This window comes from Sinorhizobium chiapasense, from assembly GCF_036488675.1.
In the GTDB taxonomy this organism is placed as follows: Bacteria; Pseudomonadota; Alphaproteobacteria; order Rhizobiales; family Rhizobiaceae; genus Sinorhizobium; species Sinorhizobium chiapasense.
Window position 1 is genome coordinate 431,451 of record NZ_CP133148.1, and the last position, 16,444, is coordinate 447,894.

The 16,444-nt window shown below is 60.4% G+C and carries 14 protein-coding genes; 2 read left to right on the forward strand and 12 right to left on the reverse strand.

Annotation, left to right across the window (positions count from 1 at the left end; genetic code table 11):
• Positions 1–111: 111 nt before the first annotated feature.
• Positions 112–837: a hypothetical protein gene (locus RB548_RS01930; protein WP_331373382.1), complete on the reverse strand. Its 726-nt coding sequence runs from the start codon at positions 835–837 to the stop codon at positions 112–114.
• A 147-nt stretch (positions 838–984) separates the two neighbouring features.
• Here RB548_RS01930 and RB548_RS01935 point away from each other — a divergent pair, with 147 nt between their 5' ends.
• Positions 985–1,671, forward strand: a complete 687-nt coding sequence (locus RB548_RS01935; RefSeq protein ID WP_331375048.1) for a TetR/AcrR family transcriptional regulator — start codon at positions 985–987, stop codon at positions 1,669–1,671.
• Positions 1,672–1,869: 198 nt separating this feature from the next.
• Here the strand turns inward: RB548_RS01935 and RB548_RS01940 are convergent, their stop codons facing one another.
• The 3 genes from RB548_RS01940 to RB548_RS01950 form a co-directional block, all read right to left on the reverse strand.
• Positions 1,870–2,520: a TetR/AcrR family transcriptional regulator gene (locus tag RB548_RS01940; protein WP_331373383.1), complete on the reverse strand. Its 651-nt coding sequence runs from the start codon at positions 2,518–2,520 to the stop codon at positions 1,870–1,872.
• 138 nt (positions 2,521–2,658) lie between these two features.
• Complete coding sequence (locus RB548_RS01945; RefSeq protein WP_331373384.1) at positions 2,659–3,750, reverse strand: hypothetical protein; 1,092 nt, start codon at positions 3,748–3,750, stop codon at positions 2,659–2,661.
• Complete coding sequence (locus RB548_RS01950) at positions 3,750–4,547, reverse strand: DUF2092 domain-containing protein (protein ID WP_331373385.1); 798 nt, start codon at positions 4,545–4,547, stop codon at positions 3,750–3,752. The genes RB548_RS01945 and RB548_RS01950 overlap by 1 nt, the downstream gene beginning before the upstream one ends.
• Before the next feature lie 387 nt (positions 4,548–4,934).
• Between RB548_RS01950 and RB548_RS01955 the strand changes: the two genes are divergently transcribed.
• Positions 4,935–5,651, forward strand: a complete 717-nt coding sequence (locus tag RB548_RS01955) for a TetR/AcrR family transcriptional regulator (protein WP_408642392.1) — start codon at positions 4,935–4,937, stop codon at positions 5,649–5,651.
• A 368-nt stretch (positions 5,652–6,019) separates the two neighbouring features.
• Here the strand turns inward: RB548_RS01955 and RB548_RS01960 are convergent, their stop codons facing one another.
• The 8 genes from RB548_RS01960 to RB548_RS01995 all read right to left on the reverse strand — a co-directional run bounded on the left by RB548_RS01960 (position 6,020) and on the right by RB548_RS01995 (position 16,081).
• On the reverse strand, positions 6,020–7,084 hold the full coding sequence (locus tag RB548_RS01960) for an OmpP1/FadL family transporter (RefSeq protein ID WP_331373386.1): 1,065 nt from the start codon (positions 7,082–7,084) through the stop codon (positions 6,020–6,022).
• Positions 7,085–7,284: 200 nt separating this feature from the next.
• Complete coding sequence (locus tag RB548_RS01965) at positions 7,285–8,241, reverse strand: fumarylacetoacetate hydrolase family protein (RefSeq protein WP_331373387.1); 957 nt, start codon at positions 8,239–8,241, stop codon at positions 7,285–7,287.
• Positions 8,242–8,324: 83 nt separating this feature from the next.
• A complete protein-coding gene (locus tag RB548_RS01970) occupies positions 8,325–9,002 on the reverse strand; it encodes a VOC family protein (RefSeq protein ID WP_331373388.1) in 678 nt (225 codons plus the stop codon).
• Positions 8,999–9,409 carry a VOC family protein gene (locus RB548_RS01975; protein WP_331373389.1) on the reverse strand — a complete coding sequence of 137 codons (411 nt, stop codon included), beginning with the start codon at positions 9,407–9,409 and terminating at the stop codon, positions 8,999–9,001. Before RB548_RS01975 ends, RB548_RS01970 begins: the two co-directional genes overlap by 4 nt.
• A 126-nt stretch (positions 9,410–9,535) precedes the next feature.
• On the reverse strand, positions 9,536–11,446 hold the full coding sequence (locus RB548_RS01980; protein ID WP_331373390.1) for an acyl-CoA synthetase: 1,911 nt from the start codon (positions 11,444–11,446) through the stop codon (positions 9,536–9,538).
• Positions 11,447–11,505: 59 nt separating this feature from the next.
• Positions 11,506–12,201: a TetR/AcrR family transcriptional regulator gene (locus tag RB548_RS01985; protein ID WP_331373391.1), complete on the reverse strand. Its 696-nt coding sequence runs from the start codon at positions 12,199–12,201 to the stop codon at positions 11,506–11,508.
• Positions 12,194–13,069 carry a 4Fe-4S dicluster domain-containing protein gene (locus RB548_RS01990; protein WP_331373392.1) on the reverse strand — a complete coding sequence of 292 codons (876 nt, stop codon included), beginning with the start codon at positions 13,067–13,069 and terminating at the stop codon, positions 12,194–12,196. The genes RB548_RS01985 and RB548_RS01990 overlap by 8 nt, the downstream gene beginning before the upstream one ends.
• A 9-nt stretch (positions 13,070–13,078) precedes the next feature.
• Positions 13,079–16,081: a molybdopterin-dependent oxidoreductase gene (locus RB548_RS01995; protein WP_331373393.1), complete on the reverse strand. Its 3,003-nt coding sequence runs from the start codon at positions 16,079–16,081 to the stop codon at positions 13,079–13,081.
• Between the last annotated feature and the right edge of the window lie 363 nt (positions 16,082–16,444).

The following is a 16,444-nucleotide window of genomic DNA, read 5'->3' on the forward strand; positions in this document are numbered from 1 at the left end:
TCCTTGTCGCAAAAATTCACCGCGATCAGCGGCAGATGAGATCGATCCCAGGCTGAAAGCCAATGGCCGATCCATCCACCGGAACGTCAGGCGGCACCAACTTCGCCTGCCTCACTTGCTGAGGCGTTCGGCAACATCCTCGTACTGCCACTGATGGGCCACATCCGTGTCGATCATCGCGCCACTCAGCACGGGCTCGTACGGCTGCGCCAGTTCGTGGAAGAAGGCATCCACGGCATCGTCGAGATTGCCGTCGCCCTTAGCGACCGCACGCTGGAACTTCAGTGTCTTCTCGTACCAGTCGGCGGCCTTGTAGATCTGGCCAATGCTGAGGCTCGGAGCAACGTCGTAGCAGGCCAGGGTCTTGATCTGACCGCGTGCGATGTATTCTACGATGTCACGTGCGGTCGCATCCGGGCCGGTCGGGCAACCCACGCACTGGCCCCAGATCTTCGTCAGATTCTCCTTTCCATTGAGAACGAAGTCGTCGAAGTACTTTTCCAACGTGCCGTCGAACTGAGAAATGAAGAAAAGGGTATAACCGCCGAAGTCCTGGGTCCTGGCAACGAACCAGCGCGCTGTCCGGATCAAGCCCAGCATCGTCGTCGCCTCGGAGAACGTCTTTCCAGGCCCTCCCCAGACAGGGATCTCGCGGCTCAGTGTATCCGTGAGCGCTACCAGGTCGGCGTCGGGCTGGAGGGCCCACATGCCGGTGAACTCCTTGACCTCGTTCTTGCCGCCATTGCCCATGACTAATCCCGGGTACCGCAATCCCCACGCGCCCGCGCTCGTGTTGGGTTCGGACAGTTCTGCCAAGCTGCGGTTTTCATGGTCCATCTGAAGTCTCCAATCTGATGTGCGTAACGGGCCTTGCCCGATGTTGACAACGCCCACTTAGGTGTCAAAGTGGGCGATGTCAACATGGATAGTCACTTAGATGGCAAAATGTTGACGCGGGCAACATTCAACCCTAAATGGATAGTCATGACCAAAGCCAATTCCACTGCAGAGCAACGCCCCTACCACCACGGTGACCTGCACAGGGCCATCGTAAGTGCCGCACTCGAGGTCCTGAGCGAATCCCAAAGCACAGAGTTCTCGCTTCGCGAGCTCGCGCGTCGAGCGGGCGTCAGTCATAACGCTCCGTACAAACACTTCGCTGACAAGCGTGAGTTGTTGGCGGCGGTCTCGGCGGTGGGATTCGAGCGCCTCGCGAAGCGAATGACCGATGCAACGCAGGATCTCTTTAGTCCACGCGAGCGTTTAGCAGCTATGGCGCGCGCTTACGTTCGCGACGGCGTCAGCAATCCCGCACTCTACAGATTGATGTTCGGCGGCTATCTTACCGGTCAGGATAATGGCCGCCCTGCCATCGAACGGGATGCTGCTGAGAAAATGAGAGCGCTCATGGTGGACGCGATAAGCGAAGGCGCTCTTGGGCTCTCCATTCCGAACATCGCGCAAAACGAACGCAAGATCGATGGTGCCATCCTAATTTTATGGTCGCAGATACATGGCCTGACTTTGCTACTGGTGGACCGACTGGTCGGCCCCAGCGAAAATACCGACGAACTGAGCGAGAGCGTTTTGCAAGGCATGCTCGACGGACTGGCAAACAGAATTCCCACTATACCGGCAGGCGCGTGGATAGGACCTCCGGTGCCTGAATGACGTAGGATTGGATTCGATTGCTCGCTCCCGGCCTGCTCGCTCTTGGTGTTCATCGGAGGGCAAGCTGATGAGTTGCGCTTCGCAAACTCAAGCCGGGCGAAGGGGCGCGTTCAAACGAATGTAACCATGTCGATCACGACTGGACCGCTGCAGCAACCGCACTCGTTAGCCTGCGTCGGCAATACCGTGCCGCTTCGATTAGATTCGTCGATACCGCTGCAAAAACATCCGGATCGTCTCTTCAACCACGTCCTCGGTCGCGAAGGGGAGGCTTTCGCGACCGATCATCCAGGGCCACAGAGATAGCTCGTTCAGCATCCCCATGAACTGATGAGCCGCAAGCACCGGGTTGCGGCAGTCCAGGACACCCAGCGCGGCGAGATCGGTGAGATAGCGCACGAGCCTCTCGGTCTGAGGCTCCATGACCGCGGCAAACTCCTCGGCGATCCACGGAAACTGACGGGAGTCGGCCACCACCATCCGAAGAAAGCCGCAGTATTCCGGGTGCCTGTGCAGCTCCAGAATCGCGTGCGCGATGACACGGAGAACGTCCTCGACGTCGCCGTGTGGTTCGAGGCCGGGCGGAAGCGCATCCTCGAGCTGTCCCGACACCCTGCGGAGCATCTCCCGGAAGATGTCCTCCTTCGTTGCGAACTGGTTGTAGAGCGTTCGCCGCGCCACGCCGGCGGCCTTGGCCAGGTCGTCCATGCTGACGGAACCGAAGCCCCGTTCCAGGAACAGCCGCCCGGCCGCCTCGATGATCGCCTCCCGTGAGCCGCCATGCCGGCCTTTTGGGCTGGCCCCATTTGAAGCTCTGCTGTCATCCATAATCACCCCCATTGCACCCATGAGTGCGCCACTCCATGTACTGCATGGTGTAGTGCAACACAAGGACCGGACAGGTCGCCCGACCGATCCGGTCCACCATACGGAACCTCCAGCGTCGCCATTTTTTAACCGGCTCTAATTCCCGCCGTAACCGCTGTTTTAATCAGGCGGCGGATATTCGCCCGTGACGGAGATGTTTCCCGGGACCTTGTATGCGATCCGCAAATTGGCGGCGGCAGCCTGAAGCCAAGCGACTGCAGCTTCCGTGGTCCATATCGTGCCATCCGGTGGCAGGCTCTCAAACAGGCCCACCATCATCAGGTTCACAGATGGGGGGTTCGCGCTGCCGTGCCCCTGGTTCGAGCCTCCGTTCCCAGCACCAGCGGACGGGCCGGCCTGGCCTCGATTATAGGAGCCCGCATAAGTCGCGTCAGAGGAAGCCGAATAGGCTCCGCCGGTAGACCCCGAAGAGGTCGCGTAGGACGCACTCGAAGATGTCCCGCCAGACGAACCAGAAGAGGACGAACTCGAGTAACTGGAGCGAGAGGAGATAGAGCCAGACCCAGACTCAGACCCTGATGTGTTGTAATAATATGTGTTCCCACTGCCGCTCCCGTTTCCACTCGAGGCGATCGCGGCACCGGTGGTTACTCCGACTGCATATCCGCCAAGGGCGTAGGCCGCGCGGCGATAGTAGCCACGGCCATAGCTATAATCTCCGCTGCCATAATCGCCGCTGACAAAATCGCCATAGTCGCCGCCACCATAGCTGCCGCGGCCATAGTATCCACGGCCAAAGTATCCGTTGCCGTTACCAGAGACTTTGACATCGCCGGAATTATTCACAGTCACATTGCCCGAGTCCTTGGCGGCGATATTGCCTGCGATATTGCCCCCGGAATTCGCGAAGGTGCGGTTCCCGTTGATGTTACCGCCCGAGTCCAGCGTGTTGCGGATATTTCCGAAGTTATTCCCTCCGCGGCCAGGCCCTTCCGCCAATCGCCGCTTTGCGCCACCGACGTTTGGCGCATGGGTCGGGCGTTTCACCGGCAGACGGTTTCGTGCGCTCACCGGCGGGCGGGCTTGGCTGGCCAGCGGTGGACGCGGCATGCCGCCCATTTGCAGGCGCGGCGGTCCGCCCATCGGCAGGCGCGGCGGGCCGCCCGGCGGCGCAAATTGGCCGAAGGCAACGCCCGATCCTGCAACCGTCATTGCGAGAAGAGCAACGAAAGTCCGTTTCAGATGGTTCATCACTTGCTCCTCTTGGTTTCCGGCGCAACGGCCGGAGTCAACTTGATCTTTTTCGCCCCTGCAGGAGGTCGGAAGGCGAATTCGGAGTCGGACGGACGGGCTTGGGTGCTCCAGTTCGTGAATTCCGCAACAAGACTGGGTTGGCCCGGGAGCCGCCGGTAGGTAGCGATGAGGCGATGCGGTGTGGCCGCGCTATTCTTCTCGACCCATAATTCCAGATCGATGCCAGATTTCTGATGGAAAAACAGATGGCGGCACTCGACGCCGTCGATGTTGGCCGTCCCAACCTGCCAAGCGGCGATAGCATCGCTAAGCAACGTTTTGTCCGGAGAGTCAGTAAGAAAGCCGCTGAGTGGAAAATCGACCTCGATCTTGTCCAGCACCGAATTGAGCGCGGACGGTATGTCACCCGATGCGGCAATCACGGCGTACTCCTTGCTGTCGGGTAGGAAGATTGAAGCCGCCTTGCCGTCGTAGAATAGATTGTGCTTGCCGTCATCGCCGGTGGACACGATCGCGATTCGGTTAGGACGGCGCATGACGATCTTCATCTCATGAAAGATGTGGAGCGGCTGTCCGGATTGGTCCAAGTAGACCCTGATGGTTCTCGCCGTAATCGACTGGTTTTTCGCCAGGAGCGTCTTGCCCATCTGCGAGACGGCGGTGGCGACTTCATCGCTGATCGCCGGTTTGAACGGCGGAGCCGGTTCCTCTGCTCGCGCTATCGGCAACGCGGCGAATCCCACAACGACGCCGAACGCGGCGGCCTGAACGGCATTTCGCAAGACCGAAGTCATCAGCGCCGGCCACCGCGGCGACGAACCCGGCGAGACTGGTGCGCTGCGGGCTTCCGCCGCACGTGTCGTCGCGGCTGCGACAAGGATGCGCTCCCTTGTCGCAAGGCTGCGAGACTGGCGATGGCCATCCGAACCGCGTGGGGCTTTCCGAACCGCCCCCTTCGAACCATTGCAAACTTCCATGTTCAATTCCTCTTCACGACTGCATTTGCACTATCGAGTGCAGATACGGTATACTGCACAGTGCAGTGCATCGCAAGAGGAATTCGCTATCAGCGGACCCGGCTCGCCCAGCCAGCGACCGCGCTACACCGGCCGCAGGGAGCAGAACGACCCTTACGGCCTCACTGTTGGTGGCCAGAAGCAGCGCGTCGGAGCCAAACGATCTTGCCGCTTGCAGATGATCAAGCGCGGCAGATCCGGTTCAATCGTGCTGGAGACTTCCATGGTTCATCCGGTCCGAAGGGAACCGATTCCGACGAGGTGCGCGCTCGCATCCTGGAGGTGGCGGAGGAATACTTTCGCCGCATCGGCTACGGTAAGACGTCGGTGGCCGATATCGCCTCCGAACTCGGCATGAGCCGGGCGAACGTCTACCGTTTCTTTCCCTCCAGGAACGCGATCAAGGAGTCCATCTGCAGGCGGGTCTTGAACGGTATCGCTGAGGTCGCCTTTACGATCGCAAGCAGCAACGCGCCGCCCCTGGAGAAACTCGAGAAGCTCCTGACCGCCATTCACCGCCACTGCAAGATGACTCTCCTCAAGGAAAAGCGCCTGCACGACCTTTTAGTCGCCGCCATGCAGGAGAACTGGCCAGTCATCAACTCGCACATCGAGCAATTGGTGACGATCTTCGAGGCAATCATTCGCGAGGGCATCGGAATGGGCGCATGCAAGATCGAAGATCCCGCCGAAGCGGCGCGTGCCGTCAATACCGCGTTCATCCCGTTCCTCCATCCGATTTTGATCGAGCACTGCGTTCAACGCGGCGAAGACACTGAAGCGGCCCTGCGCGAGCAGATCCGCTTTATCCAAAAGGCTCTCGGCCAGTCGGACTATGCTCGCAGACCAGCCGGATGCGGACCTGGCCGCCTCACCATCTGACAGTCGGCTATGGGTCGACCTTTCCGGTTCGATCCGTCGGCGTCGGGTGGAGTGCGGAAATTCGTCGGGATGGTGCTGAGTGACGGCTGTGACCACAGTTGCGGTCGTTTTTGTCTGTGGTGCTCATAGCCTCGTGACCGGTAGCGGTCTCCGCCATGCCGATCGCTTCTGCATGGTGCGCACCATTCGGGCGGTTCCAACGCCACACCTTCGGGGCGAATTGCTTCTGCATAGTTTTCTCCATTCATGTCTGGTGCTGTCTGGGCGCCGGACATGGTCGTCCGGGCGCTATGCGGCATGGCAACCTGCCGGAAATCACTCCCGAGCAACTGCAAAGTTTGGCAGTCGAGGCGCTTCCGGAAGTCCGGTCAAAACGAATACCCCACCTTGACGGCGGCGCTGACTACATCATTGTCCGTGAAGTCTCCGAATGAACCCGACGCGTCACCGAACTGGTAATACGAGACAGCGGTCGTCACTTTCACTTTGTCTTTCGTGTAGATCGCACCGAGCGTTGCCCCCCATAGACCGTCTGTTGCGTCGATTGGCGCGTCAGCCGATATGTCGGTTTCTGGCTCGTAGGTCAGAGCCGTGAATCCCGCCCAATTCTCGTTGAACACCTGCACTGCGCCGAGCCTGTAGGTTGTCGTATCGTTGAAGTGGGTCAGCGAGCCTAGAGGATAACCCGGCGGACTGATTGTGGTTTCGCTCCATTCGGCCCAGCGAACCGTCGCGAATAGCAGCGTCGAAGGACTGATCGGGGCCTGAAGATCGATGTTGACCGATTGGGGGGTCTCGACGCTTGTCGTCCCGACGTAAGCACCGGAAGTGTCGAGATCGTAGTCGATTGCCGAATTATAGGTGACTGCGACCCGAACATGGGCCTCCGGGATTTCAAAGGCACCCCCGACCACGTAGCCCGCCGCCCATGTGTCCTCAAATTCGACGTTGGCGAAGCCGGCTGGCACGCCGCCTGCAAAGACTGAGATATCGGTATTGCCGCCGAGACGCTGAAGCCTTGGGCCGCCGAAAATGCTGAAACGATCCGTCAGCTTGTAGCGCAGCAAGCCTGTGACGGCGAATGACTCGACTTCTCCCGTCAGCCCGGACAGCGGTCCGCTATTGTACTCGAGCGTGCGCCCGTAGGGATTATCTACAATGACCGCTCCCGAGAATTGCTCGTTGATATCAGCCTTGAAGGCGCCAGTGTAAAATGGAAGCGTGGGCGCCGTGTCGCCCGAAGCAAACGGGGGACCGACGGCAGTGATCTGTCCCTCCACGCTCGGACTGGCAAAACCTAGCCCGAACTCGATGTAGCGTCCTGGCTCGAAAAGGACGTCATTCGGCTGCCCCAGAACATCGAATCCTCCTGCGACCGCAGGTGTCACGAAAAGATAGCTGAAAAGTCCGGTCACCAACCTAATAGTTTTCATGCGGGTCTCCCTCCTCCGAGACAACTCGCTTTCTGTAAAGCCCAAGGAAATGGACAGTTCTCACCTGCTGCGGACCCCGCGCATTGCCTCCAAGGCGCCGGCTAATGGGCTAGATCAGGAGGCGAACCTCGACTCCTTCAATCTCCGGAGATCAGGCTGATGCGGGCAGGGATGGCGTGCGCGTCCTGGTCCCGCCGACATCACGCGTCAACGATTTCGAGCAACTGCCTGCCAAAATCGACGGCGCTGTCGTCGGTACGCATTTCGGCGCGCATAATGTCGCCAGGCGCGAGGTAGCGTGTGTGCGCGGTTGCTTCCTGGACAATCGCATCCTTCCGCTCGGAATCCTTGAAGAGCTTAGTCGTCACGATCTGGGCCAGAGCGGCATTCGCTTGCAGGATCACGCCGCCCGGCGTCCCGGTCAGGACGAGATCACCCGCCCACAGGTCCATCAGGGACGCAATGTCGTTGAGGCAGGTTTCCGGGCGAAAGAGGAGGTCGCGGGTGTGGGCCGACTGTCGAAGTTCGTCGTTCAGCCAGAGGCGGATCTCAATCCTGTCGAGCAGATCCGCTACCTCTTCCGGTTCCGGAATGACCAGCCAGGGTCCGCAGGGGCAGAACGTACGGGCGCTCTTGCCACGGAACCACTGCAAGAAGGCTTCGCCGAACATGATGTCGCGGGCGGAAACGTCGTTGCACAACACTAGGCCGCCGATGAAATCGCCGAGGGTCTCTCGGGTGACGCGATCGCCCGCATTCAAAGGTCGCTTCAGGACAAGCCCGAGTTCCACTTCATAGTCGAGCATCTGACACCCGGCGGGTCGGATCACCGGGTCGAATGCTCCGGATAGCGATGAGGCGGCCTTCATGAAGAACAGGTTCTTCTGACGTGGCGCATGCCCCGATTGATCGGCGTGATCCGCGTAGTTCAGACCCTGGCAGACGATCTGCGCCGGCGCTGTGACGGGGCTCAGAATGTTTGCTGAGCTGATCGCGAACCGCTCAGCGCCTGCCCTCGCTTTGAGTTCTGCAGGAGTAAGGCGCAGGATGTCGGCGGTTGAGACGAAGGTGCCCCCGAGCGGCGCAATCTCGTCTCCGTCCAAAATCCCCCATAACGGTTCGCCGCCGATCGTAAATCGGGCCACTCTCACTACCATTTCATTTCCTTTCTTTGGAAGGGCCGCATCGAAAGCGGCTCGAATCTCCGCCCAGCGCGCCTTTTGAAGGTCGGAGCAAGGCGTCAAGCGCGGTCCTTGCCCTTGAGGTCCCCGTATCGCGCGCGATAGTTCTCGATTGTGTCCATCGCGCCGCAAAACTCGACATTGTGCCAGTCGGGGTCGTAGAGATAGCAGGCGACGTTGCCACCGGTTTCGCCATCGCCCAAAGGCGGTTCGCTGTTGTGGCGGACTGGACCGTAGTTCAACTGGAAGCCGTCGGCCTGCTGTTGCTTGGCAAAGGCCAGGACATCCTCCAGCCGGTTTCCTTTCACCTCGAGTGCGAAGTGGAAGAAGCTCATGCCCGAAGGCACCGTGATCCTACCGGAGGGGTCGTATTCCTCGATGAGCACGAGGCAATCCTCGTGGTCGGTGGCACTCATGTAGCAGCAGCGAATGCGCCACCCTTCCTTGGAGGGATGCGGTTCGGGCTCGCAGGTGCGGCTGTGGATCATGCCGGCAACTTTCTCGTACCAGGCCCGGCTTCGCGCGATGTCGCGCACATAAATCGAGAGCTGCCCAATGTGGGAAACGAGCGAAGGCCTGAAGACGCCGTAGTCTTCCGTCTTGTTGGAGAAACGCCGCTTGGTCAGTGTCGGCCACAGCAGCACCATCTCGCGAAACCATTTCCGCTTCAGGAGGCCGGCGAAGCGTAGTTTGAATGGCGGCAGGACGTTCGGGGGAACGAAAACGGTGTTGCTCATCTGCTGGGCTCCTCAATAATCTCAATCCAGTGCTTGTCTGGGTCCTGGACGCAAAAAGCACGCGAGACAGGGCGCGCAGAGGCAAGCATGCGCCCTTCGCGGATCGACAGGTCCATCTCTCCTGCGCGGCGCCTGACATCGTCGAATGCCTCTGCGTCCCTTACCGCTAACGCGAAGTGCAGCATGGAATTGTTGTCCATCTTCAGCTTGTGATGCTTCACCAGACAGATGTCGTGATGGTGGAAGCCGAAGGAGAAGAAGTGCATTTCCTGCTGCGACAGGCGCATTGCTGCGCTGCTGTCCGGGTGGTTGAGAGCGGAGAACTGCAGATCGAAAAGCTTGATATAGAAAGCCTTCGAGCGCTCCAGGTCGGTCACGTAGAAGACATGGTGCTGAAGGTTGGTCACTGGGATCCGAGTTGGAGCATTCATGATTGGTTTCCTGACTGGTAGTTTGCCCAAGGGAGTGCCGGCGCCCGCTCTCCGAACGGGCAAGATTGATCGCCATGATTGGCGTCCTTTTCTCGCGAATTTTCAGAGGAACTGCGTCTTAAAGGTGTAGCGACCCATTTTTTCGCGCAGCGGCCCTGGATCGCCCTCAGTTGCAATTCTTGCCAGCAGCCCAAGCCGGGCGTCTTGAACGACCGAGAGCGATTCGAGCTTCACGCCGGCCGATGCCGCCTCCTGGCGTACGACGTCCTCGATCTCCAGCATCGACAATGCTGGTTTGAAGATCTTGCCGACGGATGTGATGGGCAGCGCGGCCAGAATCCGGACTGATCTGGGATGTGCGGCGCGCTCTGGAATTCGGCCGACAGCATGAGCAAGCAGGTCCGCCTCCGATGCCGTCGTCCCCGGCTTCAACTGAATGTAGAGGACGGGCAGTTCTCCGGCGCGTTCATCGGGTCGCCCAACCGCTGCGGCGAGTTGCACCGCCGGGTGATCCTGCACAGCATTTTCGATCAGCTTGGGATCGATGTTGTGGCCGGCCCGGATGATGAGTTCCTTCTTGCGGCCTGTCAGCCAGAAATAGCCGTCCGCATCCTGGCGGGCGAGATCGCCGGTGTTCATCCAGCGCTCGCCGTCGATCTCGAGCCAGAGACCGTTGTTGTGTTCCGCATTGATATAGCCGGCGAAGACGTTGGGCCCGTGGATCGCGAGCACGCCGACCTCTTCCGCCCCGGCGAATCCGGTGAAGCCGCCGGAATCATCGAGTCTGACCACTGCCATTTTCTGGTAGGGGAGGCGCAGGCCGATCGAGCCGATGCGTCGCTCGCCTTGGGGAGGATTGATACTGGAAACACAGGCGCCTTCCGTCAGGCCGTAGGCCTCCAGAATGCGTATTCCCGTCGCGTTTTCGAAATTGCGGAACAGTTCCACGGGCATCGGCGCGGCGCCGCAGAAACCATAGCGAACGCTCGAAATGTCGCAGCCGCCGACCGGCACCTGCAGCAGTGCGGAATATACAGTCGGAACGCCCGAGAAGGCCACGACGCGATAATGTTCGACGATGTCCCAGAAGGACGGAATAATTCCCTCTGCGCGATAGCCCTGGGGCGTGCCCATGACGACATGTGCGCCTTGCGCCCAGGGGATGAGGCCCGTCACCAGTTGCCCATTGACGTGGAAGAGCGGCAGCCCGCAGAAGATCGTCTTGCCCGGTGCGAAGGCGTCGCCAATGAAGGCTCGGCTTGACCAGGCGTCGAACACTTCCGAGAAGTGGGTGCGCGCGGCGATCTTGGGCAGGCCGGTGGTGCCGCCTGTGCACAGATAGGAGGAAATGTCTTCGGCCTTGGGAGTCTCGAAGGTCAACCGGTCCCCAGGTTCTGCGGCCATCTCCTGGCGCAGGCTGAGAACAGGAACGGTGACCCCGTCGAGGACCTGGGGCACGTCGGTAGCGGTGTTACCGAGATACGGGGCGAGACTGACGGTCAGAACCCCTCGCAGGTTCGGCACATTCGCCGCGGCCCCGATCGCCTTCTGCCAGATGTCGGTTCCCGGAGATGGGGCCAGGGTGACGAGCCATTTTGCCTTCCCGGTGACGAGAAGCTCGGAGATCTGTTCCGCTTCAAGAAGTGGATTGATCGCAAAGGCGATGCCCGCCGCCTCGCCGCCCCAGATCACGAAATGCGTTTCGGGCAGATTGGGCAGCACGAAGGCGACGACGTCGTTGCGACCAATTCCCAACCGCCGGAGGACATTGGCTGTCCTCGTGATGTCAGCGAGGAGCTCTGCATGCGTCCAGACGAAGGGATCACGGAAATCGCCTACGCGCAGAAAAAAGGAGAGGGCAGGTTGATCCGGCGCGACAGCGGCGCCGCGCTCAAGCATCTCGTAGGTGCTTGCCGGGAGGTTACGCTCCGACAGCGGCGTTTGCTCGAATGCCTCGATATCGCGCAGAGTGACAACGGGGTGCCCGAAGTCGTCAGGGGGTGTTGCGAGCATGAATGTCCTCCTCCCAATCGATCCGCGCTGCCTGACTTGGGTAGCGGCGGCAATTCCAATTAGCGATGTGACGAGCTTTCTCCGGCTCGATCTCCGGTGCCGCGAGCACGAACTCCGCCGCGTCGGATCCGAAGAGCCTCAACACTGAAGGAAACCAGGTCCTCGGGCGCAGTGAGCGAGCGCCTCAAATGGAAGTTCTTGAAAGCTTTCGGCTCCCAGAGCGCCGCAGTTGACGCGCAAAAGCATTCGGCGGCCCGAAGACTGTCCTGTTGACGAAACTCCTGTGCACGGACGCCCGTTTCGACAAATTCCGCGACGCTGTCCTTCACGCGCTTTGCGTGTGCCTCGAAGGCCGGCCAGCGCTCATCGTCGGCGACCGTGAGTAGTTCAAAGAGCTTTTCTTCCTCCCGCATGAGCGCAAGAACTCGTCGGTGCAGCTCCAGGATGAACATTCGGAGACTTTCTGCACTCGTAAGCCTTCCGTAGTTGGGTGGCATGACGGGAAAATTGTCTTCGAGCACTCGCGCAACAAGCTCGTCGTAAAGCGCCGATTTGGATGGGAAGAACCTGTAGACATTTGCTGGCGACATCTTCAGGTAGCTCGCGATGTCGCAGACGTTCGTCTTCCCGGATCCATAGAGCGCGCACAAAGTCTCTGCCGCACCGAGAATGCGGGCAACGTTCGTTCCCCGGCTCTCCTGTCGTCTTGTTCGGCGATTGGTCACATCCGAGCGGCAATGATGACTATCAAGCATCGGGTCCTCCACGCTCATCTGCGGCGTCGTGGCAGGCCAATCGCAATTCGCCCAGATAGATGCTCTCGCTTAGGACACAGTCGCGCCAGACGCTGCCATTTGCGTGGGTTACTTCGACGCGATATGTGCTTCCGTCACCCGGCAAGCCATCGAAGGCAAAATCGCCGAAGTCGTTCGTCGTGGCTCTCGCGATACGCTCGCCTGCCTGGAAAAGGGTTACCTCCGCCCCTTGGACGCAATCGACCAACCCGGCAAGTTCTGCGCTGACGCTGCCACCGATAAAGCACGTCTCCCAGCGCTCCAGGCCTCGGTACCAAATGCGGGGTTTGGTCGCGAGGTTGGGCTTGAGCACCTTGAGACCTTCCGTCTCTGCTTTTTTCTCCATGACGGCGTCATCGAGTTTCACCGCCTCGAAAACGTCCGTCGGGCAGGACTGTTGACAGCGGGGCCGATCCCATCCCTGATCCAGCAGGTGAGCGTCGAAGAACCAAGTTTGTGGTACCTGCTGCTCCTCGTTCCAGACGATTGCGCCATACGGGCAGGAGCGGACGATGTCCTTGCGGCCACGCGACTTCACCGGATCGATGATGACGATGCCATCGTCGCGTTTGCGAATGGCGTCGCCGGCACGGCGCATGCAGGGCGCGTCATCGCAGTGATTGCACATCACCGGCAAGTAGGTGGTCTCCACCATGGGGGCGCTGCCCTGCGTACGCCGCAGGATGCGGATGGGGCTATCGCCGACCGCAGGGGCCGGCGCCGAGTAGCCCGCGAACTCGTTTCCGACATGCTCATCCCGGTTCGCGATGACGCAATTGTAGCAGTTCACGCAGCTTCCAACGTTGATGATCAGGTTCCATTTGCTCACGGTTTCCTCCTACGCTGCGCGATTCATCCTGAACGCCTCGGCGTTCCGCCACTTCTCGACTTGCACAAGGCAGGAATTGGGAGCCATGCTGCTGGTTCCGCGGGTCTGCGGTCTGTCCGGGGTAAGGATGTTCAAGCAGCCGCCGACCTCGACGGTCTCCCCAGCAACGTCGATGAGCTGGAACTCGGCGCTGGCCTCATAGGACTTGACGACGCCTGGGGTCACTAGAGGCGAAATGTCGGCGGCGCAGATCACGGCGCCGCGATCGTTGAAGATTTTCACGAGGTCACGATGGCCAATGCCCCGGGCGGCGGCATCGGCCGGGTTGAGCCGCAGCAACCAGAAGCGATGGCCGGCAACCAAGGCGCGGTGGTCCTCCACCTGATTGACCGCACTGTTCTTGCCATCCATGCTAGTGTGAAAGCTGTAGCGGCTATGAGCGGCGATCATCTGCAGCGGATAGCGCTCGGCCAGCTCGGCGTTGCGCAGTCCTTCCCAGGAGGGAATGTAGCGGTTGACCGGTGGGCGGTCCGGATTGTCCGCCGTGTTGCGCTTCAATATCTCGGGCACGAATTCCAGTTTGCCGCTCGGCGTTTGCAGGCCCATGCCGAACGCTTCGGCGTACTGGGATGGCATCGGAGCCGGTTCCGGCAGATCCTTGCGCCTGCCCTCGGCAAACCAGCGCATGTCGACGGGTTGTCTGAGTTCCGATTTTTCGGGCGGTACGACGTAGTAGCCCTTGCGGCAGAATTTCTTCCAGGGAATTTCGCCGGGCAGATCTGACGAATCGAACACCCGCTTGACCCAGTCGAGCTCGCTGCAGCCCTCGGTAAAGACCGCACCGAGACCCAGCCGGGTCAGGATGGCGGTAAATATGTCGTAGTCTGACTTCGACTCGCCCAGGGGCTCAATGCATTTATGCTGGAGGGTGATGACGCGATGGTTGACGACGTTGACGCCGTGATGGGCGTAGCCTCCGGAATTCGCCCATTCGCCGATGTCCCAGCGTTCCAGCGAGGTGCAGGCCGGCAGGATGATATCGGCAAACTGCGCCTCGCCCTCCATCCAGATGGACTGGTTGACCACGCACTCGATGCTCTCGTGCCGGTAGGCGTCCACCCAGCGCCCCGAGCGGGTCACTGTGCTCAGAGACGATCCGCCGTAGCGGTAGATCATGTGAATCGGCGAGTACCCCGGCATAGGATAGCTGAAAGGCGCGAACTGAGCCTCCTGAGCCATGCCGTCCCAGAGATAGCCGGTAGCGTGACCGTCGATGATAGCATCGGGCAGTTGCTGGCGCGGCACCATCTGCTTGACGGGATTCATCGTCAGGATGTGCGGCATGCGCTGATAGTTGTTGAGCGCATTGCCGGTCCACGCCAGGTCGCCGGAAATTCCTCCGTCGGCATAGCCCGGAAAATAGAAATGCAGGTCGTGCGGGACGCCGATCTGGAGACCGCCGAAGTTGACGCCCGGCTTGCCCCAGCCCTGCATCGCCAGCATCATGATCATGCAGCGGGCCCACTGAGCCCCGGTCGCGCCGCGACCTGCACCGCCGAATCCAGCGCCTGTCATTCCGACAGCCAGGTAGACCTTCTTGCAACCCCACTTGCGGGCCAAGGCGCGCACGTCTTTGGCAGGGATGCCGGTCTCGACCTCCTGCCATTCGGGCGTCTTGGGGACGCCATCGGTTTCGCCCAGCAGGTACGCCTTCCATTCATCGAAGCCGGTGGTGCGGGTGGCGACGTACTCCTCGTCATAAAGGCTTTCCGTGACCCAGACATACATGATCGCCTGTGCCAGGGCCGCGTCGGTCTGCGGCCGGACGGGCAACCAGCGTCCACCCAGCAACTGTGCTGTTGGATTGCAATGCGGATCGATATGCACGAACTCGATGCCGAGTTCCTTGGCCCAAAGACGGCGCGCCGTGCCCTCGAACCCCGCATAGGCTCCATTGGTGCTTTCGGGATCGCAGGACCAGAAGACGATCATCTCGGCTTCCTTGAGGCAATCCTCCACCCCGCCGTAGCCCGCAGGCACGCCGACACGCATTGAATTGCCGAAATGGTGCATGGCACCCCAGTACCAGCCTTCCCAACTGTCCGGATTGGCCGCGACCCGGGTGAAGCCGATCAGGTTGGCGAACCGCATCAGCGAGCTCAGGTAGTAGCCCACGTTTCCCCACTGATGATGGGACGACATGGGGAATGTGATCGAACCGGGTCCGTGGACGCGCTTCTGCCGATTGATCTCCTTGGCGACGATGTCCAGCGCCTCGTCCCAGTTGATCCGCACGTAGCCGGATTTTCCGCGGTTCTGTGGGTTGCGTTCGCCGTCGGGATCGAAGTCCACCCGCTTCATCGGGTAAAGGATTCGCTTGTCCGAATAGACCAGCGATTTCATTGTCAAAGCGTGGGGGGCAACCAGCGCGCGGCGCGGCGGGCTGAACTTGCGCCCACGGGCTTCGATCACCCAGGTGGACGGGTCGCTGCCGTCGAACTCGACGGGAGTAACGCGCAGGATCCGGCCGTCCTTGACGTGAACGAACAGGGGTCCGCCGTTGGTGCAGGTGGTATAACGGCGGCTGCCGTCGGGCATCGGCGTTCCCATGGACAAGCCTGCAGTTTCGCTCATGTTGAGGGTCTGCGTGAACCAGACGACCAGATCGTCCGGTCCCGTCGTCACGACCTTGAAGTTCTTGGCCGCATGGATGATTTCCAACTGATCGCGATTGGGCATCAGGAGCTTCAAAGCCGTCGCTGCGTCCTTGAAGGACATGGCCACTTCGGCCTCGGCCGGCGAACCCGCACGGGAGCGGAATCTGCCGTCTCGGATTTCCAGAATGCGGCCGAGGCTACCGTCCTGCAGACCAATCCATGCCACAACATCGCGCTGCTTTAGCCGTTCAGCGAACGCGGGACGGCCGGAAGCGGTGTGATTGAGTACCTTGGGCAGGGCAAACAAGATGGCTCTGAGAACCTGCCGGCTCATCTTCGGTTTGATGGCTAACATGGCGCGCGCTCACCAGGTCCGCGTGCGCAGAAATTCCGGTCCCGTCGCGACTGCACGCGCGGCTTGCAGTTTCATAGGCGTCTCCTCCCTATCGGCCATAAATGACTATTAAGTCATAATGACGTTATAGTCAACAACGCGATGTTCGGCTTTTCCGCAGATTTGAACGTCGCTGTTCAAACCCTCGAAACGATGTCCTCGGGAGAGGTGGAGGGCTGCGCACGATGCGGTGGCGCATTCGACTAAGGAGCATCCGGCCTCTCGCCGACAAACGACGAGGCTATCGGGTCGTTCAAACGACTCTGGCGCCGTAAGGGGCCGCGGCTGCGAACAGGCTAGTCGGCTCCCATTGCTTTGCGCTTT